Genomic DNA, 26287 nt, shown 5'->3' with positions numbered 1-26287 from the left:
CATTGTTCTTAAATGCAATTCATCAGCAGTTTAGCGTTTTTTGTCGCTGCGCATAGGGTCGGCTTTAGATCCAGTAAGACAGAGCCACCGGCAGGACGATGATCGTGACCAGCGTCGACACAAGAATGAAACCAGCAACATCCGGCCCGTATTCCGGTACGTGCTGGTCAATGAATAGGTAAGTCGCAACCGAGGACGGCATCAGGCAACACAGGATCACCGCGCCGCGCTCAGCCCCGGTGAAACCAAAAACCCATACCAAAGCGCTGGCGATTGCAATCGCCATGACCAGATGCAGAACGGTCAACAGCACCGCCCGGCCCAGGCTTTTGATCCGCAACGTCGCCAGCGTATGGCCCAATGTCAGCAGCATAAGTGGGATCGACAGCCCCCCAAGAATGTCGAAGGATTTTGCCAGCGGTTGAGGCAAGCTTGATCCGCTCGCCATAAGGATCAGGGATAGGATCACTGCATAAATGATCGGGGACGTGACGAGCTTTCTGGGTGAAAACTCCCCCGCCGGGATCCACATGCCGACGGTGAAAATGCTGATCAGCACCACCACGACAAATCCCATTGTATAGGCCATTCCCGCATCACCCAACGCAAGCAAGGCGATAGGCAACCCGATATTGCCCACGTTCCCATGCATCAGCGGCGTCAAAAAGGCCCGAACCGGCAGACGCATGGTTTTCAGTGCCAGGAACCCCAACACTCCGAACCCAGCAATGGCCAGCGCTGCGGCCATCATGACGTCCAGAAAGGTGCCTACCGCGATCTTGGTTGTGGACAGGTGCGAAATGATCAGCGTCGGGTACCCAACGCGCGAAACGATCCCACCGATAACTTTGTTGTCGAACGGTGCCTTGATCGCGGCAAGGGCATAGCCGATTCCGGCGCAGATCAGCACCGGCAGAACCACGTTCAAAACGTTCAAAAACAGATGGTCCAACCGGTTCCCCTATTGCAAAACCCTGATTTGAACTGTGAAACAGCCTATTCGCTTTGGCAAGCGCGGGTCCTAACCGACCCAGCCGGTTGAGTTTTCCAAATTAGAGCCTGATATTGCTCTGCGCGGGCGCTTGGGGTTCTTCCCTTCCCGGCCTCCACAACATATAGTGGTCGGTAACAACGTGTGGTTAAGCACGGCGGGACGTGGGAATACAAGCATGGCACATATTATCGTAGTGGGGAACGAGAAGGGCGGCGCAGGCAAATCGACCGTGTCGATGCATGTAGCGACCGCACTGGCGCGATTGGGTCACAAGGTCAGCACACTGGACCTTGATCTTCGACAGCGCAGCCTTGGTCGGTACTTCGAGAACCGCGGCAATTTTCTGAAAAACGAGGACCTGACCCTGCCCGGCCCCCGCCATCATGACCTGCCCGAGATTGATGCGTCCAAACTGAAGCCCGGCGAGAATATCTATGATCACCGCTTGTCCGCCGCGGTGTCCGAACTGGAAAGCGACAGCGATTTCATCCTGATCGATTGTCCCGGATCGCACACCCGCCTAAGTCAGGTGGCTCATTCGCTGGCCGATACGCTGATCACGCCGCTGAATGACAGCTTTATCGACTTTGACCTGCTGGCACGGATCGACTCGAAGGGTGAAAAAATCCTGGGCCCGTCTGTCTATTCGGAAATGGTGTGGAACGCGCGCCAACTGCGCGCGCAGGCAGGATTAAAGCCCATCGACTGGGTGGTTGTCCGCAACCGCGTCGGCACCCAGCGCATGGTCAACAAAGAAAAGATGCAGCGCGCGATTGAGATGTTGTCCCAGCGCATCGGCTTCCGCGTCGCTTCGGGTTTCTCCGAGCGGGTTATATTCCGCGAGCTTTTCCCACGCGGCCTGACCTTGCTGGACCTCAAGGATATTGGGGTCAAACAGCTGAACATTTCAAACATCGCTGCACGGCAAGAGCTGCGCGACATGATGAAAGAACTGAACCTGCCGGGCGTTGAGATCGACTTCTAACGGCCCCGTTTGGACGTTCCAACCCCAGCGCTACAATACCTCGCTAAAATTGTAGATCGGGTGTGCGCCCTGCCCTTTTGGGCAATGAGTTTTGACAATACCGGCAGCCTGAAGCTTCAGTGTCGCGTTCAGGCTGACTCTGGACCGCCATTGGTTTCTTTAACTAAAATACAACCATCCAAAACACCTTTTTGGTATTTTTGATAATCCCAGCTATCTGCTTGATCTAATAATAGACAACTTTGAATGGATCAGGATGTGAATTCCACACCAGGCTATCAAAGGACAGGACGCCAAAACGCGCGTTGACGGGAGGACAGCCATGACCGATTCATCCATTGGGACGCCGGAGCAACTTCGGGATCCAAACTATTTTCCAGCCATTTATCGGGCCGTACCGCTGGGGATACAGCACGTGCTTGCAATGTTCGTGTCGAACGTTACTCCGGCGATTATCGTTGCCGGCGCGGCGGGTTTTGGTTTTGGTTCAAACAGCCCGGACTTTCCCGAGTTGCTGTATCTGATCCAGATGTCGATGCTTTTTGCTGGCGTTGCCACGCTGTTGCAAACGGTAACACTTGGCCCGGTTGGCGCGGCGCTTCCGATCGTACAGGGTACATCCTTCGCCTTTATTCCGATCATGATCCCTCTGGTTGCCGGAAAAGGCGTGGACGGTCTTGCCGCCCTGTTCGGGGGCGTGATCATCGGCGGATTGTTTCATGCCCTGTTGGGCACGGTAATCGGCAGGATACGCTTTGCACTACCGCCTTTGGTCACCGGATTGGTTGTGACGATGATCGGTCTTGCTCTGGTGAAGGTCGGCATCGAATACGCAGCCGGAGGCGTGCCAGCCAAGGCTTCAGGTGCAGAAAGCTATGGCTCATTGTCCAGCTGGACACCTGCGCTGATCGTTGTGTTTGTCACCTTGGGGCTGAAGTTTTTCGCGCGTGGCATGCTTTCCGTATCGGCTGTCCTGGTCGGTATTTTGGTGGGCTATGTTTATTGCCTCCTGGTTGGGAAGCTGCCCGTTGAAGTGATCTCAGGCTCGTGGGAACGCTCTGCGGCTTTCGCACTGCCGCAGCCTTTCAAATACGGCTTCGAGTTCTCGTTCGCCGCGGTGATCGGTTTCTGCCTCATGGCCTTTGTGTCCGCCGTCGAGACGGTCGGCGATGTCTCGGGGATCACCAAAGGTGGCGCAGGTCGCGAGGCGACCGACAAAGAGATACAGGGCGCCACATATGCTGACGGTTTCGGCTCTGCCATTGCTGGTGTCTTTGGCGGCTTCCCGAACACCTCGTTCAGCCAGAATGTCGGTCTGATCGCTATGACCGGCGTCATGAGCCGCCACGTGGTCACTATTGGTGCCATTTTCCTGATTGTATGCGGTCTGGTGCCCAAGGTCGGCGGGTTGATCCGAACGGTTCCGATCGAAGTGCTGGGCGGCGGCGTCATAGTCATGTTCGGCATGGTTGTCGCCGCAGGCGTATCCATGTTGTCGGATGTTGTGTGGAACCGCCGCAACATGGTGATCTTTGCGGTTTCGCTGTCGATTGGTCTGGGGCTTCAACTCGAGGTCATGAACGTGGCGCCCGGATCAGCAAATGCGCTGCAGCACCTGCCCGACACCCTGCGGGTTCTGGGCGCGTCAGGCATCCTTCCAGCAGCGTTTATCGCTATTGTGCTTAACCTGATCCTGCCAGAGACACTCGCTGATGAGGCGACAGAAGAAGTCTCTGGCGGTATGGCCGGCCACGGGCGCGGCGCGTTGGTTAAGGACGATCACGTCTGAGCCAGAAACCATTGCTTGGGCCTGTTCACAAATGGATAGGCCCAAGCCGCAATTAATTTCGGCCACGAAACGCAAACTCAATCCCGTGCGTCATTCGCCTTGTAAACCGTAAACAGTTCTTTCGGTTCCGGCACTCCACGCAGCATATAGCGACCGACAGAGACCAGCTCTGACGCGGCAGGTCGTGCAGCCTTTGCCACATCGTCCGAGATCAGGATCCGTTGCCCCAGTGACCGGTGCATTCCGGCAATCCGCGCGGTCTGGTTGACGGTCGGGCCGATGACGGTGAAGTCCAGGCGGTTCTCAGAACCAATATTGCCGTACAGAATCTCACCTGCATGCAGCGCCAGCGTATAGTTCGACACAGGCAGGCCTTCGGCAGAACGTTGTGCGTTCAGTTTCGCCATCGATGTCTCCAATTCGGCGACGGCCGCCAATGCCGCACGCGCGTCCGCATCAATCTCGCCTACATCGAACATGGCCATCAACCCGTCGCCCATGAACTTGAGGATGCTTCCATCGCATTTGTGGACCACGTCTATCGCAGCGGCCAGATACTCGTTTAGCATCTCAATAAGCGCATCACCCGGCAGCTCTTCGGACAGGCTGGTGAACCCCTCAAGGTCAAAGTTCCAGATCACTGCGTCGATTTGCTGAAGCGACCCGCGCCTGATCTCGCCGGACAAAACGCGCCGACCGGCATCGCGTCCCAAATAGACGCGCATCAGGTCCTTTGATATCCGCTGGTTGTTTGCAGATTTCAAAGCCAATCCGAGATGCGGCAGGGCTGTATTGATCAACGCCAGATCGCTGTCCTTGAACCCCTCGGGCGCGTTTGAGGTCCAGGACAACAATACACCGTTCACCGCCTTTTTGGCTTCCTTCGGCTGATTGTGAGTCGGAATGTCAAAGGACACACCCGTCGCGTAATATTCAGTGGCGCCATGTTCGCGCAGTTCATTCAGCAAGGGAAATCGGCTTGGTTCGTTCTGATCCACCAACCGTTCGTGCACAACGCTTTCGCCTTCGTTCAGAACAGCAAACAGAGGGCTAGCACGCCATTGATCGCTGGGTTGTTCAGAGTATTCGAACTTTTGATATTCCCCGCCCTGGCCGTAATACCAGCTATAGCCGGTTCCGCCATAAATCGGGTGCAGGGTCGATTGGGCCGCGTGAAATCGCATCAGCGGAACGCCCAGTTCCACCAGGCGATTGCAGTACTCTTCCAGCAGTTCTTCTTTTTCGACACCCTCAAGCCCGCGCGCCACCAGCCAGTTGATCAGATCGCTTGATTTTGCCGTATCGGCATCCAAGGTCGTCATGTTTTGTCCCATTTTTGTTCTGGGCTTCATCTGGGAATTGAGGCAGTAAATTACCAGTGGTCAATTCATATGCGCCAGACGCCGAAGCATTTTGCGCAACAGTTCTGCTTCGTCCCGGGAAAACAGGCCGGCAAGCTTTGAATCATAGGCCTCGGCCACCAGGCGCAAGTCCCTGTAAACCGTCTGACCTGCGGATGTCAGCGTCAATTGTTCAACCCGGCGGTCGGATGTGTCGCGATTACGGGCCAAGTATCGGCGCTGTTCCAATTTCGAAACTGCGCGGCTGACCTTGGTTTTGTGGATTTTGGCGCGCTCACCGATTTCTTTCGCAGTCATCTCGCCGTAATTTCCCAGGTGAAACAAGACGCGCCATTCGGTGCGAAGCATCCCGTAACGGTCCTTATAGACCTGCTGAAACTCCAGCGAACTTTCTTCGGCTGCACGGTTCAGCAGGTACGGCAGGAATTCCTGCAGATCAAAGTCATCTTTTTTGGCAGATTTGTCCTGAGTCATGCTTGTTAGTTACAAAATCAACTATTACTCGACAAGCAGCAATTGGAGGAACACAGGATGAACCATCCGACGGATCCGCACAAAATGACGCAAGCCGGCACGTCCGTTGGCACGCATGCGGGTTATATGCCCGGCTTTGGAAACGACTTTGAAACCGAGGCCCTTCCCGGCGCGCTGCCGCAGGGCATGAACAGCCCGCAGCGTTGCAATTACGGCCTTTATGGTGAACAGCTTAGCGGCACGGCCTTTACAGCCAATCCGCCCGAGCGCACGTGGTGCTATCGCATTCGCCCGTCGGTCAAGCATTCGCACCGTTATGAAAAAATCGAACTGCCACATTGGAAATCCGCGCCCTGCGTTGACCCGGACGTGATCAGCCTTGGCCAATACCGCTGGGACGCAGTGCCTCATTCCGATGACGGGCTGACATGGCTCACCGGTATGCGCACCATGACAACGGCGGGGGATGTGAACACGCAGGTGGGCATGGCCAGCCACATCTATCTGGTCACCGACTCTATGGAGGATGACTATTTCTTCTCGGCCGATTCCGAGATGTTGGTGGTGCCACAGGAAGGTCGCCTGCGGTTCGCGACCGAACTCGGAATCATTGATCTGGAACCCAAGGAAATCGCCATTCTCCCCCGTGGCCTCGTGTACCGTGTCGAGGTGCTGGAAGGCCCGGCGCGCGGATTTGTCTGCGAGAACTACGGCCAGAAGTTCGAATTGCCCGGCCGCGGTCCAATTGGGGCCAATTGCATGGCCAACCCACGCGATTTCAAGGCTCCGGTGGCGGCGTTTGAAGACCGCGAGGTGCCTTCGACCGTGACGGTCAAATGGTGCGGGCAGTTCCATACCACAAAGATCGGCCAAAGCCCGCTGGACGTGGTGGCGTGGCACGGGAACTACGCGCCCTACAAATATGACCTGCGCACCTACTGTCCGGTCGGTGCAATTCTATTCGACCATCCCGATCCGTCGATCTTTACTGTCCTCACCGCGCCCTCAGGGCAACCGGGCACGGCTAACATCGATTTTGTCCTGTTCCGCGAACGCTGGATGGTGGCCGAGGATACGTTCCGCCCGCCCTGGTATCACAAGAACATCATGTCCGAGTTGATGGGCAACATTTACGGCCAGTACGATGCCAAACCGCAGGGGTTTGTTCCGGGCGGCATGAGTCTGCACAACATGATGCTGCCGCATGGCCCGGATCGGGAGGCGTTTGAAAAAGCATCAAACGCGAACCTCGGGCCAGACAAGCTGGACAACACGATGTCCTTCATGTTCGAAACCCGTTTCCCGCAGCATCTGACACCATTTGCAGCCAACGAAGCCCCGCTGCAGGATGATTACATCGACTGCTGGACGTCGCTTGAGAAAAAGTTCGACGGCACACCGGGCAAAAAGTGACACCCAAAAGAGGTTTGAATACATGCCATTAATGAAATCCTGGGTGGCTTCGGCCAATGAGGCCGATCACCCGTTTCCCCTGAACAACCTGCCATACGGCGTTTTCTCAACCGAAGGCGGTGATCCGCGGTGCGGCGTGGCGATTGGCGACATGATTCTGGACGTCACCGCAGCTGAGGCAGGGGGCCTGATCGAACTGGTAGACGAGCCGCTCTTTGACCTGCCCTTCTGGAACCCGCTGATGGAGGAAGGTCCTGCCGTCTGGGCTGCATTGCGCAACCGCCTGACCGCATTGTTGGCCGAAGGCGCCGAGGAACAGGCGCAGGTTGAACCGTTGCTTATTGCTCAGATCGACGCCGAAATGCACATGCCTTTTGCGGTCAGCGAATACACCGATTTCTATGCCGGACGTCACCACGCGCAAAACGTTGGCACCATGTTCCGCGGACCGGAAAATGCCCTTCCGCCGAACTGGTTGCATATCCCCATCGGGTATAACGGCCGGGCTTCTTCCGTTGTCGTGTCGGGCACCGATATCCGTCGGCCTTGGGGTCAGCTCAAGTCGCCCGATCATGACATGCCCGCTTTTCTGCCCAGCCGTCGTTTTGACATCGAACTTGAGATGGGCGCGATTGTCGGTACACCCTCGGACGGACCCATCTCGGTTCAGGAGGCCGACGACAACATCTTTGGCTATGTTCTGCTGAACGATTGGTCCGCACGCGACATTCAGGCCTGGGAATATCAACCCTTGGGGCCGTTTCAGGCCAAAGCCACAGCCACTTCGATCAGCCCGTGGATTGTGACAAAGGCGGCGCTGGAACCCTTCCGCTGCGACACGCCTGTGCGTGAATTCGAGTTATTGGATCACATCAAAGACTGCGGTCCGATGCTGTATGACATTGATCTTGAGGTCACGATGGAGCCCGACGGCAAGGGCGCCACAGTCATTGCCCGGACGAACTACAACGAAATGTACTACTCGGCCGCCCAACAACTGGCACACCATTCGACCTCGGGCTGCCCGATGAACACGGGCGATCTGCTTGGGTCTGGCACGATTTCCGGTCCAACAAAACCAGAGCGGGGTTCGCTGCTGGAACTCAGCTGGGGTGGAAAGGAACCGCTGACGCTGGATACCGGTGAAAACCGCACATTTATCGAGGACGGTGACACACTGACCCTGACAGGTGCTGCCAAAGGCAAAGGTTACACCATCGGGTTTGGCGACTGTGTCGGGACCCTGCTGCCCGCCCTTGAAAACCCATACGCCCGATAAGGAACTCATCATGGCCAAGGCATTCGCGTCCCAGGGGGACATGTCGGAAAAGAAGATCTCTTTCACCGAGGTCGGCGAGGGCCTTTATGCCTTCACCGCCGAAGGCGATCCAAATTCCGGCGTCATCATTGGCGATGACAGCGTCATGATTGTCGAGGCGCAGGCGACCCCGCGTCTGGCCAACAAGGTGATCGAATGTGTGCGATCCGTGACCGACAAACCGATCACGCATGTTGCGCTGACCCACTACCACGCAGTCCGCGTTTTGGGGGCCAGCGCCTTTGGTGCGCAACAGATCCTCATGTCCGACATGGCGCGCGCCATGGTCGTTGAACGCGGGCAAGAGGACTGGGACAGTGAGTTTCAGCGTTTCCCCCGCCTGTTCGAAGGACATGAAAGCATCCCCGGCCTGACCTGGCCCACCACCACATTCAGCGACACGATGACGGTTTATCTGGGCAATCGCCGGGTCGATCTTATGCATTTGGGCCGCGCACACACCGCAGGTGATATCGTCATTCACATACCCGATCAGAATGTCATGTTCACCGGTGACATCGTCGAATACCACTCGGCCTGCTATTGCGGCGACGGGCATTTTAGCGATTGGGGTGATACGCTGGATGAAATCAAGTGGTTCGACGTTGATGCCATCGCACCGGGTCGCGGAGACGCTCTGGTCGGCAAGGACATGGTCAATGCAGCCATCGAGAACACACGCGACTTCGTCGAAAGCACCTACCGACCCGCCGCAAAGGTTGCAGCCCGTGGCGGATCTCTGAAAGAGGCATGGGATGCAGTTCGCTTAGAGTGCGATCCGAAATTCTCCGATTACGCGATCTATGAACACTGCCTGCCCTTCAACGTTGCCCGCGCCTATGACGAAGCACGCGGTATCGACACGCCCCGTATCTGGACCGCGCAGCGCGATCTGGAGATGTGGGAGGCCCTGCAGGGCTGAAGAAGACGGGCAAACTTGATCCAGATCGTTTTGCACAGGGGAAATAGGTGGAAACTTAGGGCAAGGCCTTCTGGCGCACACGTGCCATAGGGCGGGATCTATTGCGCCCACGGCGCCTGAGTATCGGGGGAGAGCCCATGAACAAGATTTTCGAAGTTCCACTCTATGCCTATCAACGCAGCCCGGATCAGGACACGGCAAGCTCGGTACGACACAAGGTTATCGTGATTGGTGCCGGCCCGGTTGGGTTGGCCGCAGCCATTGACCTGGCCCAGAAAGGGGTCCCTGTCGTCGTGCTGGACGACAATGACAAGGTTAGCTTTGGTAGCCGCGCGATCTGCTTTTCACAGCGCTCTCTGGAAATCGCCGACCGTCTGGGCGCCGGGGGTAAGTTGGTCGATAAAGGCGTGCTGTGGGATGCCGGCAAAGTCTTTTTTGACAACCGTCAGGTCTATGAGTTTCACCTGCAACCCGACGCGGGCTATGCGCACCCCGCCTTCATCAATCTGCAACAATACTATTTTGAAAAAGCGCTTGTTGAACGGGTACGGGAATTGCAGGCCGATGGCGCGCCGATTGAAATTCGCGGCCAGAACAAGGTCGAAGCCGTCGGTACGCACAACGATCACGTCAAGCTTGAAGTCGAAACTCCCGAAGGCCCCTATAACGTTGAGGCGGATTGGCTGATTGCCTGTGACGGTGCAAACTCGCCTACCCGCCGCATGCTCGGCCTGGATTTCGAAGGCCGCGTATTCGAAGACAACTTCCTGATCGCTGACGTGGTGATGCAGGCGGACTTCCCGACCGAACGCTGGTTCTGGTTCGACCCGCCGTTCAATCGCGGACAGTCTGCGCTACTGCACAAACAACCCGACAACGTGTGGCGGATCGACCTGCAACTGGGCAGGGACATCGACCCTGTACAGGAAAAACAACCGGAAAACGTGATCCCCCGGCTCAAGGCGATGCTGGGCGAAGAGATCAATTTCGAACTTGAATGGGTCTCGATCTACACGTTCCAATGCCGTCGGATGGAGCGGTTCCGTCATGGTCGCGTTTTGTTTGCTGGCGACAGCGCTCATCAGGTCAGTCCCTTTGGCGCGCGCGGGGCCAACTCTGGTCTGCAGGACACAGACAACCTGTGCTGGAAGCTAAAGATGGTTATAGACGGCGAAGCCCCCGAGCTTTTGCTGGAAAGCTATAACCGCGAGCGGGTCGAAGCAGCGGATGAGAACATTCGCATGTCCACCCTATCGACGGAATTTATCACGCCCAAATCCGATATGTCGCGTCTTTTGCGGGATGCGGTTTTGGACCTCAGCGAGCACTACGCGTTTGCGCGCCCGTTGGTCAATTCCGGTCGTTTGAGCACACCATGCGCATATTCCGGATCATCGCTGAGTTCTGCGGATGCTCTGACCGGGCCAGAGATCACGCGCCCCGGTTCCGCCTGCCCGGACGCGCCATTGGGCGAGGAATTTCTGCTGCCCAAGTTGGCCGGGAAATTCACTTTGTTGACTATAGATGCGGACGCTCCTGACAGTCTAGAAGAAGGCGGCGTTACGGCCACGCGACTGGCTCTCTCGGTCAAGGATGACCTGACTTTGGAGTTGAAGCGCAGGTATCTGGGCGATGCCCCGGGTGCGGTTTATCTGATCCGACCTGACCAGCACGTCGCCGCGCGCCGCGACACGTTCGAAGAAAACGCATTCCGGCAGGCGATCCGCCGGGCAACAGGTAAGGAGTGAGCGAAATGACCGATCTGATCCTTTCCCCCAATCTGGAAAATGCCGACGGTTTCTATGCCGATCTGGTGGCGGCGCATGATGGGCTGGTCAAAGCCGACAGTGACGCCCTGAATGCACGTCTGGTTCTGGTCCTGGCCAATCACATTGGGAACGCAAATGTATTGTCTAGCGCCCTGATAGCCGCCACGCTGAAGGACACCTGACGAACTGAGGAGATCGATGATGAGCGGCGTGGTGCTGTATGACTTTTGGCGGTCTTCGGCCAGTTACAGGGTGCGCATCGCACTGAAACTGGCTGGGATCAGCTATCGCGCCGCTTCAATTGATCTGGCAGCGGGCGAACAAAGGTCCGGCAACCACTTGGCGCGTAATCCACAAGGGTTGGTCCCCGTGCTCGAGATTGACGGGCTGCGGTTGACGCAATCTCTGGCTATTATCGACTATCTTGACCAAACGCGCGGCCTTGGACTGTTGCCTCCGGAACCGGCGGCCCGGGCGCATGCGCTGGCTTTGGCGCAATCCATCGCGGTTGATGTGCATCCGGTCTGCAACTTGTCCGTCGCGCAGTATGCGGCCGCGCTGAGTGATGGTGCTGACGGGATGCCCGGCAACTGGATGCGCCATTTCATTCGCCCTGGCCTACTGGCTTTTGAGGCGCTTCTCGAGGGTTTCGAACAAGCGCCCTATTGCACCGGGACCAAGCCCGGACTGGCCGATGTTTGTCTGGTCCCGCAAATGTATAATGCGCGCCGTTGGGACGTGGAGCTATCGGACTTGCCGCGGAGTCTAGGCGTCGAGGCCGCTTGTGCCGAAAATCCCGCCTTTGCCGCAGCCCACCCAGATCTCCACGCACCCGATTGACCTGGCGCACAGAGCCTGTGTGACGGCGCAAGTGGCAATATCAATTGCAGCGCCGTACCTTGTTCGAAACGTATGCAAGAGGTCCCAATGTCAGAGATCACCGGCTATCACGCCCATGTCTATTACGACGCAAATACGCAAGCCATTGCCCAGCAGGTCTGTGAAGAGGTCGCCGGCCTGTTTCCTGTTCAGATGGGGCGCATGCATGCCAAAAATGTAGGCCCCCACCCGCGATGGAGCTGCCAGCTGGGCTTTGTCGATCAAGTCATGCCTTGGCTAATGCTGAACCGACAGGGCCTGACCATCTTCACCCACCCAGAAACCGGAGATCACCTGGCGGACCACCGGGACCGGGCGATCTGGATGGGCGAAATGTTGGATCTGGACCTGTCGATCTTTGACAGGATCGGCGTTTAGGTCAGCGCCCGCGCCTGATCCCGCAGTTTGAATTTTTGTATCTTTCCGGTCGAGGTTTTGGGCAAAGGTCCGAACACTACCGTCTTTGGTGCTTTGAAATGGGCCATATTATCGCGGCAGAATGCGATGATATCAGCCTCATTCGCCTGCGCGTTTGGCTTAAGTTCGATGAACGCACAGGGTGTTTCACCCCACTTGTCGTCCGGGCGCGCGACCACGGCTGCCTCCATAACGGCCGGGTGTTTGTAAAGGATATCCTCAACCTCGACCGACGAAATATTCTCGCCACCTGAAATGATGATGTCCTTGGACCGGTCCTTAAGCGCGATGTAGCCGTCCGGATGCATCACCCCCAGATCACCCGAGGCAAACCATCCACCCCGGAACGCCTTGTCCGTGGCGTCGGCGTTCTTCAGATAGCCTTTCATGACGACGTTGCCCTGCATGAAAATCTCACCCATCGTCTCGCCATCAGAGGGCACAGGTTCCAGCGTGTCCGGATCCGCAACCATCAGCCCCGACAGAGCCGTATAGCGCACACCCTGACGGATCTTCAGCGCGGCGCGGTCTTCGGCCCCCTTGTCGTTCCACTCGTCTTTCCAGGCGCAGACAACTGACGGACCATAAGTCTCAGTCAATCCATAGACATGGGTAACCTCGACGCCCATGTTTTCCATACTTTCGATCACCGCGGCGGGCGGCGGCGCGCCAGCGGTCATCACCTTGATCTCATGATCGAAATCCTTGAGGTGGTCGGGCGCATTGGCCAGCATGTTAAGAACAATCGGTGCTCCGCAGAAATGTGTTACTTTCTCATCCCGGAATGCGGCATAAATCGGTTCGTCCCGCACGGCCCGCAGACAGACCGAAACACCCGCATTCGCGGCCATCGCCCAAGGAAAACACCAGCCGTTGCAGTGGAACATTGGCAGGGTCCACAAATAGACCGAATGCTTTGGCATGTTCCAGTCCAGCAGGTCCGACTGCGCGTTCAGCGCAGCGCCCCGGTGGTGATACACGACGCCCTTGGGATTGCCTGTTGTCCCCGAGGTATAGTTCAACGTGATCGCGTCCCACTCATCTTTGGGTAAGGACCAGTTGAATTCAGGGTCGCCCTCGGCCAGTAAGGCGTCATAGGTCAGGCCGCCGAGCTTCTCACCACCGTCAAAGCTCGGGTCCTCGATATCGACGATCAGTACATCGTGATCCACCTGTTTCAGCGCCTCTTTGACCACGCCTGAGAACTCGGGATCGACCAGAAGGACTTTGGATTCCGCGTGATTCAAAATGAAGGCAATGATCGGTGCGTCCAATCGAGTGTTGATGGCATTCAGAACAGCACCTGCCATCGGCACGCCAAAATGCGCCTCATACATTTCCGGAATGTTGGCCGCGATGACTGAAACCGTGTCGCCCGTGCTGATTCCGCGGGCGGACAATGCGCCTGCCAGCCGGCGGCAGCGGGCATAGGTTTCAGCCCATGTATAGCGACGCGCGCCGTAAACCACGGAAGGATAATCCGGGTAAATGTGCGCTGTCCGCTCGATAAAACTCAGCGGTGACAACGGCGTATAGTTTGCCCGGCATTTGTCCAAATGACGCTCGTAGATGCTGGCTTGTGTCATTTGCTGACCCTCCCTCTGCGGTTCTGGCGAATTGAGCACAAAGTCGTTCCTCTGACAAACCCGTAATAATACGCCGTGGCCATGGACTGGATTTACGGGATGGTGCAATCTGGCCCTATCTCCGACAGAGCTTTCGCGGTGATCTGAGCCATCGAAAACACAAAGCCGGGACGGCCCTTTTCGCCGCCCGCGCCCCAGCCATTCTGAAAGGACATGTCATGGACGGCACGTTCAACGAAAACGATCTCTCGCACGTGGTCGAAGCCGACCGCGCCCATATCTGGCACCACCTGCTGCAGCATAAGCCATTGGAAAGCAACGATCCGAAGATCATTGTCGAAGGCAAAGGCATGCGTGTCTGGGACCAGAACGGCAAAGAGCATCTGGATGCCGTGTCCGGTGGCGTCTGGACCGTTAACGTCGGCTATGGCCGCGAATCGATCTGTAAGGCGGTTCACGACCAGCTGATGAAGCTGTGCTATTTCGCCAATACCGCAGGGTCTATCCCCGGTTCGATCTTTGCTGAAAAGCTGATCAGCAAAATGCCGGGCATGAGCCGCGTTTATTACACCAACTCCGGCTCCGAAGCGAACGAGAAGGCGTTCAAGATGGTTCGCCAGATCGCGCACAAGCGCTATGGCGGCAAAAAAACCAAGATCCTGTACCGTGACCGCGACTACCACGGCTCGACCCTGGCTACCATGTCTGCAGGCGGTCAGGACGAGCGTACGGCGCAGTACGGCCCGTTCGCACCAGACTTTGTCCGCGTTCCGCATTGCATGGAATACCGCAAGCACGAGCTGGGCTTGGAAGAGCTGTCCGGCGAGGCATTCGGCAAAGCAGCCGCGGACGCCATCGAAGAGGTGATCCTGCGCGAAGGCCCCGAAACCGTTGGTGCGCTGTGCCTTGAGCCTGTGACCGCCGGTGGTGGCGTCATCGAAGCGCCCGAAGGTTACTGGGAACGCGTGCAGGAAATCTGCAAAAAGTACGACATCCTGCTGCATATTGACGAAGTTGTCTGCGGCGTGGGCCGTACCGGCACCTGGTTCGGTTATCAGCAGTACGGGATCAAGCCGGACTTCGTGACCATGGCCAAAGGCGTTGCCTCGGGCTATGCGGCGATTGCCGTGATGGTCACCACCGAGGAAGTCTTTGACATGTTCAAAGACGACATGTCGGACCCGATGAGCTATTTCCGCGACATCTCGACTTTTGGTGGCTGCACCGCCGGTCCAGCTGCGGCAATCGAAAACATGCGCATTATCGAAGACGAGAACCTGCTGCGGAATTGCATTGATATGGGCGACCGGATGTTGGGCAACCTGCAGGCGCTGATGGATAAGCACGAAGTTATCGGCGACGTGCGCGGCAAGGGTCTGTTCCTGGGTGCCGAACTGGTTTCCGACCGGGCCACCAAAGAGCCCATGGACGAGAAAAAGGTTCAGGCGGTTGTTGCCGACTGTATGGCGCAGGGCGTCATCATCGGGGCCACCAACCGTTCGATCCCCAGTCGCAACAACACGCTGTGCTTCTCGCCTGCACTGATTGCAACCGCAGACGACATCGACCAGATCACTGATGCGGTCGACGGCGCACTGGGTCGTGTATTCGGCTGAACCTAACTGGAATATATCTGCCATCACTCATGCAATCACGGCAGATGAACTTAGACCGGCGCGACCACCGCGCCGGTTTTTTTGTGTTTACACACGCGGGTTTGTCAAATGCGCCAACTCAAGTACCCTGTGGTTATCACACCCCATGCAGGAGACGTGTCCAATGGTACTCAAGCTCATCCGAAGCCTCGCCGCCGTGGCCATCCTTGCGGTCGCCACCCCTTCCAGCGCCGATGAAGGCAGCGGCTTTCCCCAGATCGTCGGCACCTGGCACGGCACCTATCTGGTGGGCTTTGCCAAATCGAACCCGAACCACGCAAAAGGCTTGCTGAAGACCGAGATGGAGCTGGAGATCACCAAGCTGGACGGCAACCTAATCACCGCCACCAATCGCTGGCGTCGGATCGGCGACACCGATTGGATCGTAGAAGAGGCTATGGGCACCTTTTCTTTGGACGAGCCCACCCGCTTTGTTCTGGCCGAGGCCGGGATTTCGGGCGACGATGTGTCAGCCGGGATATTCAACGGAGTCTATTTGGATGACGTGATCATGGTCACCTATGCCGGGCCGGGAACGGGCGTGTCCTTTGCGGCGCAGTTGGTGAAGAAAAACGAAGATAAGTAGTGTTTATCGTGTCTTAATTGGGCCGTGATATTTCGACTTCTTCAAAGCGGAATGTACCGGTCCCAAAAGCTGCCAGACCAATGCCTGTACCGCCATCCGAGTTGCGGGAGCTTACCGCCCTTTTCGAAAAGGGAACCTGGATAACCTTTGCGCCATTGGCAAAAAACAAGACATGCGCACCGCGCACCTGAAAACTAAGTTGATTTGGGCCATCCGTTTTGATCGCCTCATGCTTTGCACTATGCACAGTCCGTAGTTGGCGGCCGTCTTTTTTGAGGACATGAAAACGCCCCTGCCCATCAACAGTGAACGCCAGATAAAGGCCTGACTTACCACTGCCAACAAGAATACCCGCGCCACCATGCGCGTCGTTCTGACTTTCAACAACTGCAGAAATCAGAAGGTTCTGAGTTGCTTCAACGGATTCCGCGTCTGGAAACTTGGCCCAGGCGATATCGTTGTAATGAAGGCTTTGTGGGTTCTTTCGGTTCTCCAGCACAAGATCGCCATCAGAGACATAGATCACCCACTGCGATTTCGTCGGATTAAAGAAAATCTGACCGCCCAACATCAGAGATTGATCCTCTCCATCAAAGGATTCGTTGATGGTGGCAGGTGCAACGGCATCAATTTCCTGAACCTGTGATTTTCCCTCCGTGGAAAAACTGACGAACACCGTCGAAACCGCGAAGGCAATCTTTGCTAACTCTTTGATAAAGGCCATTTGTCTAAATCCCAAACTCAACCATTAAGAGTTATTTTGGAAACCTTGCATCTATAAGCTGTTTTGGCCAGACCGGTTTCCCTTACCTCGGTTTTTTTGAACTGCCTCGAACTAATTCTTTTTCAATCAAAAAAAGGCCGCCCCAAACGGGACGGCCCTTCATTCACTGTCTCTGCTAAGAGAGGATCAGGCAGCCAGAGCGGCCTGAGCTTTGGCGACGATCGTGCCGAACGCTTCCGGTTCGTGCACGGCCAGGTCGGCCAGAACTTTACGATCCACTTCGATACCGGCCAGGGTCAGGCCGTTGATGAAGCGGGAATATGTCAGTGCTTCGTCATGCGAACGGACAGCAGCGTTGATACGCTGGATCCACAGTGCGCGGAAGTTGCGCTTGCGGTTCTTACGGTCGCGGGTTGCATACTGGTTGGCCTTGTCGACGGCCTGACGGGCAACCTTGAAGGTGCTCTTGCGGCGGCCATAGTAACCTTTGGCGGCCTTGATAACCTTCTTGTGACGGGCGTGAGTTACGGTTCCACCTTTAACGCGGGACATCTCTTAATCTCCTCTTAGCGGTCGTAGGGCATGTAGCCCTTGACGATCTTGGCGTCGGGGGCGGACAGGGTGGTGTTGCCACGGGCGTCGCGGATGAATTTCTTGGTCCGCTTGATCATGCCGTGACGTTTGCCGGCCTGGCCAGCAAGGACCTTACCGGTCGCAGTCACCTTAAAGCGCTTTTTGGCGCTCGACTTTGTCTTCATCTTAGGCATTTCCGTCTCCTTTCGGGGTTCGGTTTCAGACGCGACTCGGCATGCCATCTCGGCCGGTCACGCGATCAGAAGCGCCGTTTACGCAAGTTCGACTATACTGGCAAGGGGGTTTGGACCAGAATCTGCGCTTTTTACAGGCTGATCAGGCACCGGGGCGACAAAGGCCGCCCCGGTGGTTTGATTTAGTGTTCGAATTTGCGGATTTCGCCAGTCTTTAGTCGACTCGCATAGCTGGCCAGTTCTTCACGCACCACCTTCATCAGGAAGTAGAGCGCAAACACGTTCACGACCGCCATCGCAAAGATTGCCGCATCCGAGAAGTCGATGACAGGGCCAAGATTGGCCGCCGCGCCGATAACAACGAAGATGCAGAAGATGACCTTGAACACCAGCTCCTTGGCGTGGCCTTCCCCGAACAGATAAGTCCAGGCCTTGAGGCCATAGTAGGACCAGCTGATCATGGTTGAGAAGGCAAACAAGACCACCGCAATCGCCAGTACATATGGGAACCAGCTGAAGGCACTTCCAAAGGCCGCCGAGGTCAGGCTGACGCCCGAGTTGCCATCAACAGTCGCAATGGCATTACCCGCTTCGTTCAGCATGTAATTGCCGGTTTCCGGATCGACGATCAGCTGCTGGGTGATGATGATCACCAGCGCAGTCATCGTACAGATCACAACCGTGTCGATGAACGGCTCAAGCAACGAGACGAACCCTTCGGTGATCGGCTCTTTGGTCCGAACCGCCGAGTGTGCGATCGCTGCAGAACCCACGCCCGCTTCGTTCGAGAACGCAGCACGACGGAAGCCTTGGATCAGCGCCCCGACCATACCACCAGCAACGCCGAGGCCGGTGAAGGCACCTGCGAAAATCTGGCCGAACGCCCAGCCGATTTGATCAGCATTCATGATGATGATCACCAACGCAGCAGCCACATACAGGATGCCCATGAATGGAACGACCTTTTCGGTCACCCGTGCGATGGACTTCAGTCCACCCACAATGACAAGGAACACGATGATTGCAAAGACAACCCCTGTGATCCATCCGGGATAGTCGCCCGTGATACCCGCGATCTGTTGATGCGCCTGATTGGCCTGGAACATATTGCCCCCGCCCAGCGCGCCCAGAATACAGAAGATCGAGAACAGGACGGCCAGAATCTTGCCTCCAGGCAAGCCAAGCTCGTCAAAGCCCTTGGACATATAATACATCGGGCCACCGGAAACGGTGCCATCCTCGTATTCGTTGCGGTATTTCACGCCCAACGTACATTCGGTGAATTTCGACGCCATGCCCAGAAGGCCCGCGACAATCATCCAGAAGGTGGCACCCGGTCCGCCAATTCCGACAGCAACCGCCACACCGGCGATGTTTCCTAGGCCAACCGTACCCGACAGCGCCGTGGCCAGAGCCTGAAAGTGGCTGACCTCACCCGCATCGTTGGGGTCGGAGTAGTCACCTTTGACAAGGCTGATCGCATGGCCAAAGAACCTGAGCTGTACAAAGGCAAAGTACAGCGTAAAGACAGTCGCCGCGACGACCAACCAACCCACGATCCACGGGAAACTGGTTCCCGGGAACGGAGCAAAGATAAAGCTGACAAATGGCCCGGTGAAATCGGCAAATGCCTGATTGATCTTGTCGTCCAGTCCAGGCGCGTCTTGCGCCATTGCCGGTGCGGCGATCAAGGCGGCAATTACAGCCAGCCAGAGATGTTTCAACATAGTCATTCTCATCCCTCCCGTCAGTTCACAACAGTGACTGGCACATCGGCGTGCATGACCAGATTTTGGGTCGAGCTGCCAAACAAGCGTTTCTTGAACCCATCGGCCGAGGCGCGCCCGACGATGATCTGCGAACCGCCATTCTCGACGGTGATTGCGTTCAGAGTTTCAGCCACGTCGCCATGACGCACGATGCCCTGCACTGTGTAACCATCTGCGGTCAGGGCTTCGACAGCCGGGGTAACAATCCGGTTCGTCGCAAGTTCGATTTCTTCTTCTCGCCGCTTGTGCCGCAATGCGTTCTCTTCAGGGGTTTGAAAAGTAAATGGGGACCATTCGATGACATAAACAACCAGCAATTCACACGTACCAATTCGGCCAGCCAGATCTTTGGCAAAGGCGATGGCGTGTTCTCCGGTTTCTGTCCCGTCCAGTCCAATGACAATTTTCGTTGTCATAACGTTCCTCCAATAATTTTGGTTATGCCGGGACCCGTGCCCCCGGCAGGGCAGCCGGAACCTGGAACTTATTAAGTGGACCGCCCATGCGCCCGAGTATCCCGGAAAAACCCTCAAAAACAGAGAGTTATCTTCCAAATACACCCGTTATTTCGGCATGTCATTGAAATTTATATACTTTTTCCGCCTAAAATTTAGGCGTATCGGTTTGATACCAGCCTTTCAAGGCCCTGCATCGCAACTGTCACCCGGGATCAGTGTTGTAGATCAGCCGTTCATCGCAAGGCGCGATACGCAAAATATTGGTCGTTCCCGGGACGTTGAAAGGCACACCGGCAGTCACTACGATCTGATCGGCTTCGGATGCGAACCCACCGGCACGGGCCGCACGGGCCGCGTTGACCACAGCGCCTTTGAACCGCTCAAGCTCGGGCGTCATCACGCAATGACAGCCCCAGCTCAGACACAGACGTCGCGCGGTTCCGGTGGCTGGCGTCATCGCGATGATCGGAACGCCTGGACGTTCGCGGGCGGTCAGCAGCGCGGTGGTGCCGCTTTGGGTAAAACAGCAAATCGCCTTGATATCTGTTTTTTCTGCAATCTCACGCGCGGCGGCAACGATACCATCGGCAATAGTGGTCCCCTTTGCCGTCCGGGACGCTGCGATAATCTGCGTGTAGGTCGGGTCCGCTTCGACCTCGATCGCAACCTTGTTCATGGTTTGCACGGCCTCGATTGGGTACGTACCCGCAGCGGATTCCGCGCTGAGCATGATCGCATCCGTGCCTTCGTAGATTGCTGTCGCCACGTCCGAAACTTCGGCCCGGGTTGGCATCGGGCTTTCGATCATGCTTTCCAGCATCTGAGTGGCCACGATCACAGGCTTAGCCGCCCCACGGCATTTGCGCACCAATCGCTTCTGGATCGGCGGCACCGCCGACACAGGAAGCTCAACACCCAGATCGCCGCGCGCGACCATAATCCCGTCAGAGGCATCCAGAATGTCGTCGAATGCCTCGACCGCTGCAGGCTTTTCGATCTTGGACAGGATCGAGGCGCGACCGTCGGCCAGCGCGCGCGCTTCAAACACATCCTTGGCACGCTGCACAAAGCTCAGTGCCAGCCAATCCACACCCAGTTGGCAGACAAATTCCAGGTCGTCGCGATCCTTGGCAGACAGAGCTGCCAGTGGCAGCACCACATCAGGAACGTTCACACCTTTGCGGTTCGAGATCGTACCGCCGACCTCAACGGTGCAATTGGCAAAATCCTGGCCACAGTCCTGCACGGTCAGACGGATTTTGCCGTCGTTGACCAGAAGCCGCGCACCCTGCTCCAACGCGGCAAAAATCTCGGGATGCGGCAGGCAAACGCGGTTGATATCTCCGGGCGCAGGGTCCAGATCCAGACGGAAGGCCGCGCCTTCTTCAAGTTCTTCTGCGTCGTTGGCGAACACCCCGACACGCAACTTGGGTCCTTGAAGGTCGGCCAGAATTGCGATTGGCCGGTCCAAGTCTTTTTCGATCTGTCGGATGATCCGGTGGCGTTCGCGGATCTCATCATGGCTGCCGTGGCTCATATTCAGGCGGAAGACGTCTGCGCCTGCCTCGTACAGCGCGCGGATCATGTCATAGTCATTTGACGCCGGTCCCAGCGTCGCCACGATTTTCACATTTCTCAGGCGTCGCATTGGTCTGGCTCTCCTAACGTCTTCTCTTGATTCTGCGCAAATGTTACCGCAAACATTGCTCCGCCTGCTTATTGCGCAATTCCCTTTTCAAAGCAACTGCCCTAAACCTGCGACAAACTAGATGACAGGCTTATGACGTATTCCCCGTTTTTTATCCACGGCGCGGATCGGCCCTCGCGTTGGCTGATCACATGCGACCACGCATCCAACTTGGTTCCGCCCGACATCCACGGTGGCGACCTTGGCCTGCCTCGTGAAGATATGGAACGCCACATCGCTTATGATGTAGGTGCCTACGAGGTGTCAAAGCATCTGGGTGAGCTTTTGAATGCGCCCGTGATCGCAGCCAATTTTTCCCGCCTCGTGATTGATCCGAACCGCGGCGAGGATGATCCGACCTTGTTGATGAAGCTTTATGACGGGTCGATCATTCCCGGCAACCGGCACGCCGATGCGGCAGAACGAGAGCGGCGTTTGAACATGTGCTATCGCCCGTATCATGACGCGCTGGCGCAGATGGCCGCGTTGCCGCATGCAGTGATCGTGTCGATGCACTCGTTCACGCGGCAATTAAGGGGTCGTGATCCCCGCCCGTGGCATATTGGGGTTTTGCATACTCCGGACGAACGTTTCTCGGGCCCGTTGATCAGCCGTCTAGAGGCCGAGGGTGACCTTTGCGTGGGCGTTAATGAACCCTATACCGGCGTGCTGCCCGGTGATGCCATTGACAAACACTGTACCAGTTTTGGCCGCCCCAACGCACTGATCGAACTGCGCAATGACCTGATTGCCGAACACGCGGGACAGCGAGAATGGGCCGAGCGGCTAGCCCCTATCCTGCAGGACGCACTGGGCGAAAGCGGCTTGTGACAAAAGCCCTCACGTCATTGTGAGTACCAGCCCCAGACCCCATATTATTGGGAAAGGAGGCCACAATGACTCAGGAGTTTCTAACGTCCGTCTTTGGCTGGATGGCTGTGCTTAACATCGCGGTTCTGCTGTTCACCACGGTGATGATCTTGCTCTTGCAGGATTGGATCGCAGGCATTCATGGCAAGATGTTCCAGATGGAGCGCCCCGCAGTGAAACGGGCATATTTCCGGTATCTGGCCAACTACAAGGTTTTGACACTGATCTTCTGCATCACTCCTTGGCTGGCATTGAAACTGGCCTGATACGCTGATCGTTGAAACATCGCCCTTTGGCCGCTAGGTCATTTACAGCACGTATTTCTGTCATCCGGAGCCAGACCATGGACAAGCAAACCGAAATAGAACTTCAGGCCGCCGCATTCCGTCGCTTGCAACAGCATCTGATGGAGGATCGCACCGATGTGCAGAACATCGATATGATGAATCTCGCCGGATTCTGCCGCAACTGCCTGTCGCGGTGGTATCAGGAAGCAGCCAACGAAAAAGGTATTCAGATGGGCAAGGACGAAGCCCGTCAAATTTTCTACGGCATGACCATGGATGAGTGGAAAGCCAAATACCAGACCGACGCCAGCGCGGAAAAACAGGCCGCCTTCAAAGTCGCGTTCGAAGAGAATGTAACGAACAAGGGCTGACGCCCAAAACGAAAGAGGCCCGCCAATCTGGCGGGCCTTATCTTTAGATTGCGACCTTGCGGCTTTCGTCCAAATAGATTTCCCGCAAACGCTTGGCGATTGGTCCCGGTGTACCGTCGCCCAGCGCAACCCCGTCAATCTCAACCACGGGCATGACAAACGCGCTGGCCGAAGTGGTGAAAGCCTCATCCGCTTCCTTCGCCTCATCAATGGTGAACAGGCGTTCTTCGACTTCCATCTGTGCCTCGGCCGCCATGCGTAGCACGGCCTTGCGGGTGATGCCGTGCAGAATGTCATTCGACAGTGGGCGGGTGACGATCTTGCCGTCCTTGACGTAGTAGGCGTTGTTGCTGGTGCCTTCGGTCACATAACCGTCCTCTATCAACCACGCATCGTCACAGCCAGCCTTCTTGGCCATCATCTTACCCATGGACGGGTACAGCAGCTGAACGGTCTTGATGTCGCGGCGGCCCCAGCGGATGTCTTCGATCGAGATGATCTTAGCACCCTTCTTGGCGGCTGGGCTATCGGCCAGGCCAGGCTTGTTCTGGGTGAACAGCACGAGGCTCGGCTTGGTGTCCACAGAAGGGAATACAAAATCGCGATCGCCATCCGATCCACGGCTGACCTGCAGGTAGATAAGCCCTTCTTCGATGCCGTTCAGCTCTACCAACTTGCGATGAATTTCAAGCAGCTCATCCTTGGTGCAGGGCTCAGCCATCTCCAGCTCATCCAGAGACCGCTTCAGACGCACGGCGTGACCTTCGAAATCGATCAGCTTGCCATCCAGAACGCTGGTGACTTCGTAAACGGCGTCTGCGAACAGAAAACCACGGTCAAAGATCGACACTTTGGCCTCGGTCTCGGGCAGGTATTCGCCATTTACAAAAACGGTGCGGGTCATGTCTTGTCTCCTCAGCCCCAGAGGTCCGCTTTGGGCGGGTGCACTCCGGCATCATCAAAAATCAGCGGGTTGTCGCGGTCTTCGGCCAGCAGAAGCGGGCCGTCAAGGTCTGTCACCATCACACCTTGTGCCAACAGTGTCGCAGGTGCCATAGCCAGAGAGCTGCCAACCATGCAGCCGACCATCACGCTATAACCTTCAGCCAGCGCCTGCCGGCGTAGGGCCAGCGCCTCAGTCAGACCGCCCGTTTTGTCGAGCTTGATGTTGACTACATCGTACTTGCCCTTGAGGCCCGGAAGGCTTGTGCGATCATGACAGGACTCATCAGCGCACACCGGCACGGGGCGCTCCATTCCAATCAGGGCGTCATCTTCCCCGGCGGGCAAAGGCTGCTCGACCAGGGCCACACCCAAACGCACCAGATGCGGGGCAAGGTCGGCGTAGACCGCAGCTGACCAGCCTTCGTTTGCATCGACGATGATCGTGGCATCTGGTGCACCTGCGCGCACAGCCTCCAGCCGGGGCATGTCATCCGGTGTGCCCAATTTGATCTTCAGCAAGGGGCGATGCGCATTGGCTGCGGCCTGCGCCTGCATCTTTTCCGGGGTGTCCAGCGACAGCGTATACGCTGTGATTTCTGGCCCCGGAACCGGCAGCCCGGCCAGATCCCAGGCCCGCTTTCCTGCGCGCTTGGCCTCAAGGTCCCAAAGGGCGCAATCAACCGCATTCCGCGCCGCCCCGGCAGGTAAAAAGTCCATTAGGCTGTCGCGGGTAAACTCGGCAGGCAAAGCTGCGATCTCGGCCTCGACCGAGTCCAGCGTTTCATCATACCTGGCATAGGGCACGCATTCGCCCCACCCCTGATGGGTACCGTCAGAAATCCGAACCGTCAGCACCTTGGCCTCGGTCCGAGACCCGCGCGAGATCGTAAAGACCTGCGCCAGCCGAAACACGTCACGAGAGACTTCTACCTGCACGCGCCAGCTCCTTCATCTTTTTCAAAATACTTTCGCCGAAGGCGGACAAGCCCGCCTCCGACGCGCCGCTTAGATCACAGTGCGGCCAGCGCATCCACCAGCTTGCCCGAACCAAAGCGGAACGGGTCAGTCGCGGGCAGGCCCATATCGGCCTCAACCTTGGCCAGATATGCGGTGGCGTCCTCTTCGGACATGTGCTGCGTGTTGACCGAAATACCAACGACCTGGCAATCCGGGTTGGCAACCTTGGCCAGACCCAATGCCGTGTCGCGCAGCGCTTCCAGGGTCGGCAACTGATAGGTCGGCAGACCACGCATATGGTCGCGGGTCGGCTCGTGGCTCAGGATCAGCGCATCCGGCTGGCCGCCGTGGATCAGCGCCATGGTCACACCGGAATAAGACACGTGGAACAGCGACCCCTGCCCTTCGATCAGATCCCAGTGATCGTCATCGTTGTCAGGCGTCAGCCATTCGACCGAACCGGCCATGAAATCGGCAATGACCGCATCCAGCGGCACACCGTCCCCGGTGATCAGAATGCCTGTCTGACCGGTTGCGCGGAAGGTCGACTTCATGCCGCGCTCGCGCATCTCGGCATCCATCGCCATCGCCGTGTACATTTTGCCGACAGAGCAATCGGTGCCAACAGCCAGACAGCGCTTGCCCTTGCGCTTGATGCCGTTTGCAATCGGGTATTCCACCGAAGGTACGCGAACATCGTGCAGCTTGCGGCCGGTGGCTTCAGCAACAGCCACCAGATCGGGTTCGTCGCATAGCAGGTTGTGCAGACCAGAGGCCAGGTCAAAGCCTTCCTCCAACGCCATGACCAGAACCTTTTTCCATTCCTGGCTGATCACGCCACCACGGTTGGCAACGCCGATAACCAGCGTCTTGGCGCCGGCTTCTTTCGCCTCGGTCAGGGACATGTCGGTCAGGCCCAGATCGGCCTTGCAACCTTCCATACGGTACTGGCCAACGGCATTCTCAGGACGCCAGTCCTTGATGCCGATTGCAACTTTGGCCGCCAATTGGTCGGGCGCATCGCCCAAAAACAGCAGGTACGGTGTCTCGATCATTGCGGTTTACTCCTTTGATTCTGGCGCAATCTAGGGGACGATTTCCACGAGTGTTTCGCGTTTTCGTCTGACAACGCCCCGTCAGGTGGGAAATTTTTGCGCCTTCTTCCTAAATGGCGCACAAATCTTTCAAGTTTCCAAAGCGATTAAACTTTAATCACTGTTTTGACCCTGTATTGCGGCAATTGCTGCGATTGCATTGCCGCACCTGCACAAAGATGCTTGCTATGGCTTGCGCAATTTAATACC

General features: G+C 56.8%; 27 protein-coding genes. 14 read left to right on the top strand and 13 right to left on the bottom strand.

What is annotated here, in order from left to right; genetic code table 11:
- Positions 1–64: 64 nt before the first annotated feature.
- Positions 65–952, bottom strand: coding sequence for an AEC family transporter (locus AC2FJE_RS09945; RefSeq protein WP_282169940.1), 888 nt, complete (start codon positions 950–952; stop codon positions 65–67).
- A gap of 217 nt (positions 953–1169) precedes the next feature.
- Between AC2FJE_RS09945 and AC2FJE_RS09940 the strand changes: the two genes are divergently transcribed.
- On the top strand, positions 1170–1979 hold the full coding sequence (locus tag AC2FJE_RS09940; RefSeq protein ID WP_496755571.1) for a division plane positioning ATPase MipZ: 810 nt from the start codon (positions 1170–1172) through the stop codon (positions 1977–1979).
- A gap of 322 nt (positions 1980–2301) precedes the next feature.
- The gene (locus AC2FJE_RS09935) at positions 2302–3768 is read left to right on the top strand and encodes a uracil-xanthine permease family protein (RefSeq protein WP_108861328.1); all 1467 of its coding nucleotides are present in this window, start codon (positions 2302–2304) and stop codon (positions 3766–3768) included.
- A gap of 77 nt (positions 3769–3845) precedes the next feature.
- On the opposite strand, the gene AC2FJE_RS09930 is transcribed toward AC2FJE_RS09935, so the two are convergent.
- Entirely contained in the window at positions 3846–5090 is a 1245-nt protein-coding gene (locus AC2FJE_RS09930; protein ID WP_496755573.1) for an adenylate/guanylate cyclase domain-containing protein, read from the bottom strand.
- Between the two features lie 60 nt (positions 5091–5150).
- Complete coding sequence (locus AC2FJE_RS09925; RefSeq protein WP_108861329.1) at positions 5151–5603, bottom strand: MarR family winged helix-turn-helix transcriptional regulator; 453 nt, start codon at positions 5601–5603, stop codon at positions 5151–5153.
- Positions 5604–5660: 57 nt separating this feature from the next.
- On the opposite strand from AC2FJE_RS09925, the gene hmgA reads away from it, so the two are divergent.
- From hmgA to AC2FJE_RS09890, 7 genes are all read left to right on the top strand, one after another.
- Positions 5661–7016 carry a homogentisate 1,2-dioxygenase gene (gene hmgA, locus AC2FJE_RS09920; protein ID WP_496755574.1) on the top strand — a complete coding sequence of 452 codons (1356 nt, stop codon included), beginning with the start codon at positions 5661–5663 and terminating at the stop codon, positions 7014–7016.
- Between the two features lie 22 nt (positions 7017–7038).
- Complete coding sequence (gene fahA / locus AC2FJE_RS09915) at positions 7039–8295, top strand: fumarylacetoacetase (RefSeq protein WP_496755575.1); 1257 nt, start codon at positions 7039–7041, stop codon at positions 8293–8295.
- Between the two features lie 10 nt (positions 8296–8305).
- Positions 8306–9256 (top strand): MBL fold metallo-hydrolase, encoded by a 951-nt coding sequence (locus tag AC2FJE_RS09910; protein ID WP_496755576.1) that lies wholly within the window; start codon positions 8306–8308, stop codon positions 9254–9256.
- Between the two features lie 137 nt (positions 9257–9393).
- On the top strand, positions 9394–11004 hold the full coding sequence (locus AC2FJE_RS09905; RefSeq protein ID WP_496755577.1) for an FAD-dependent oxidoreductase: 1611 nt from the start codon (positions 9394–9396) through the stop codon (positions 11002–11004).
- A gap of 5 nt (positions 11005–11009) precedes the next feature.
- Positions 11010–11207 (top strand): DUF2783 domain-containing protein, encoded by a 198-nt coding sequence (locus AC2FJE_RS09900; RefSeq protein WP_199913527.1) that lies wholly within the window; start codon positions 11010–11012, stop codon positions 11205–11207.
- Positions 11208–11226: 19 nt separating this feature from the next.
- On the top strand, positions 11227–11865 hold the full coding sequence (gene maiA / locus AC2FJE_RS09895; RefSeq protein WP_496760910.1) for a maleylacetoacetate isomerase: 639 nt from the start codon (positions 11227–11229) through the stop codon (positions 11863–11865).
- 87 nt (positions 11866–11952) lie between these two features.
- Positions 11953–12282 carry a DOPA 4,5-dioxygenase family protein gene (locus AC2FJE_RS09890; protein WP_496760909.1) on the top strand — a complete coding sequence of 110 codons (330 nt, stop codon included), beginning with the start codon at positions 11953–11955 and terminating at the stop codon, positions 12280–12282.
- Here AC2FJE_RS09890 and AC2FJE_RS09885 read toward each other — a convergent pair.
- A complete protein-coding gene (locus tag AC2FJE_RS09885; RefSeq protein ID WP_496755579.1) occupies positions 12279–13907 on the bottom strand; it encodes an acyl-CoA synthetase in 1629 nt (542 codons plus the stop codon). The two genes, AC2FJE_RS09890 and AC2FJE_RS09885, sit on opposite strands and share 4 nt — an antisense overlap.
- 218 nt (positions 13908–14125) lie before the next feature.
- On the opposite strand from AC2FJE_RS09885, the gene AC2FJE_RS09880 reads away from it, so the two are divergent.
- Together AC2FJE_RS09880 and AC2FJE_RS09875 are read left to right on the top strand one after the other, a co-directional pair.
- Entirely contained in the window at positions 14126–15523 is a 1398-nt protein-coding gene (locus AC2FJE_RS09880) for an aminotransferase family protein (RefSeq protein ID WP_496755580.1), read from the top strand.
- A gap of 163 nt (positions 15524–15686) precedes the next feature.
- Positions 15687–16148, top strand: coding sequence for a hypothetical protein (locus AC2FJE_RS09875; RefSeq protein WP_282169952.1), 462 nt, complete (start codon positions 15687–15689; stop codon positions 16146–16148).
- 13 nt (positions 16149–16161) lie between these two features.
- Here the strand turns inward: AC2FJE_RS09875 and AC2FJE_RS09870 are convergent, their stop codons facing one another.
- The 6 genes from AC2FJE_RS09870 to pyk all read right to left on the bottom strand — a co-directional run bounded on the left by AC2FJE_RS09870 (position 16162) and on the right by pyk (position 21514).
- Positions 16162–16872: a hypothetical protein gene (locus AC2FJE_RS09870; protein ID WP_496760908.1), complete on the bottom strand. Its 711-nt coding sequence runs from the start codon at positions 16870–16872 to the stop codon at positions 16162–16164.
- A 186-nt stretch (positions 16873–17058) separates the two neighbouring features.
- Entirely contained in the window at positions 17059–17424 is a 366-nt protein-coding gene (rplT, locus tag AC2FJE_RS09865) for a 50S ribosomal protein L20 (protein ID WP_058273348.1), read from the bottom strand.
- A gap of 14 nt (positions 17425–17438) precedes the next feature.
- Positions 17439–17639, bottom strand: a complete 201-nt coding sequence (gene rpmI / locus AC2FJE_RS09860) for a 50S ribosomal protein L35 (RefSeq protein WP_010443552.1) — start codon at positions 17637–17639, stop codon at positions 17439–17441.
- Between the two features lie 182 nt (positions 17640–17821).
- Positions 17822–19372 (bottom strand): alanine/glycine:cation symporter family protein, encoded by a 1551-nt coding sequence (locus AC2FJE_RS09855; RefSeq protein ID WP_058279006.1) that lies wholly within the window; start codon positions 19370–19372, stop codon positions 17822–17824.
- Positions 19373–19386: 14 nt separating this feature from the next.
- Positions 19387–19824 (bottom strand): universal stress protein, encoded by a 438-nt coding sequence (locus AC2FJE_RS09850; protein WP_058279007.1) that lies wholly within the window; start codon positions 19822–19824, stop codon positions 19387–19389.
- A gap of 244 nt (positions 19825–20068) precedes the next feature.
- On the bottom strand, positions 20069–21514 hold the full coding sequence (gene pyk / locus AC2FJE_RS09845; RefSeq protein ID WP_058273351.1) for a pyruvate kinase: 1446 nt from the start codon (positions 21512–21514) through the stop codon (positions 20069–20071).
- 132 nt (positions 21515–21646) lie between these two features.
- On the opposite strand from pyk, the gene AC2FJE_RS09840 reads away from it, so the two are divergent.
- From AC2FJE_RS09840 to AC2FJE_RS09830, 3 genes are all read left to right on the top strand, one after another.
- A complete protein-coding gene (locus AC2FJE_RS09840; RefSeq protein ID WP_496760907.1) occupies positions 21647–22384 on the top strand; it encodes an N-formylglutamate amidohydrolase in 738 nt (245 codons plus the stop codon).
- 65 nt (positions 22385–22449) lie between these two features.
- On the top strand, positions 22450–22689 hold the full coding sequence (locus AC2FJE_RS09835) for a DUF6868 family protein (RefSeq protein WP_282120800.1): 240 nt from the start codon (positions 22450–22452) through the stop codon (positions 22687–22689).
- 77 nt (positions 22690–22766) lie between these two features.
- Positions 22767–23081, top strand: coding sequence for a DUF1244 domain-containing protein (locus AC2FJE_RS09830; protein ID WP_282120799.1), 315 nt, complete (start codon positions 22767–22769; stop codon positions 23079–23081).
- 43 nt (positions 23082–23124) lie between these two features.
- On the opposite strand, the gene AC2FJE_RS09825 is transcribed toward AC2FJE_RS09830, so the two are convergent.
- The 3 genes from AC2FJE_RS09825 to dgcN all read right to left on the bottom strand — a co-directional run bounded on the left by AC2FJE_RS09825 (position 23125) and on the right by dgcN (position 26038).
- Positions 23125–23985 carry a D-amino-acid transaminase gene (locus AC2FJE_RS09825; protein WP_496698448.1) on the bottom strand — a complete coding sequence of 287 codons (861 nt, stop codon included), beginning with the start codon at positions 23983–23985 and terminating at the stop codon, positions 23125–23127.
- Positions 23986–23996: 11 nt separating this feature from the next.
- Positions 23997–24962: an N-acetyl-D-Glu racemase DgcA gene (gene dgcA, locus AC2FJE_RS09820; protein WP_496755582.1), complete on the bottom strand. Its 966-nt coding sequence runs from the start codon at positions 24960–24962 to the stop codon at positions 23997–23999.
- Between the two features lie 74 nt (positions 24963–25036).
- Positions 25037–26038, bottom strand: a complete 1002-nt coding sequence (gene dgcN / locus AC2FJE_RS09815) for an N-acetyltransferase DgcN (protein WP_058279014.1) — start codon at positions 26036–26038, stop codon at positions 25037–25039.
- Positions 26039–26287: the final 249 nt, after the last annotated feature.

The sequence above is a fragment of the Ruegeria sp. CDSC002 genome, from assembly GCF_059610905.1.
Note: the sequence above shows the minus strand (reverse complement) of the source record. Positions and strands in the feature narration are given on the sequence as shown.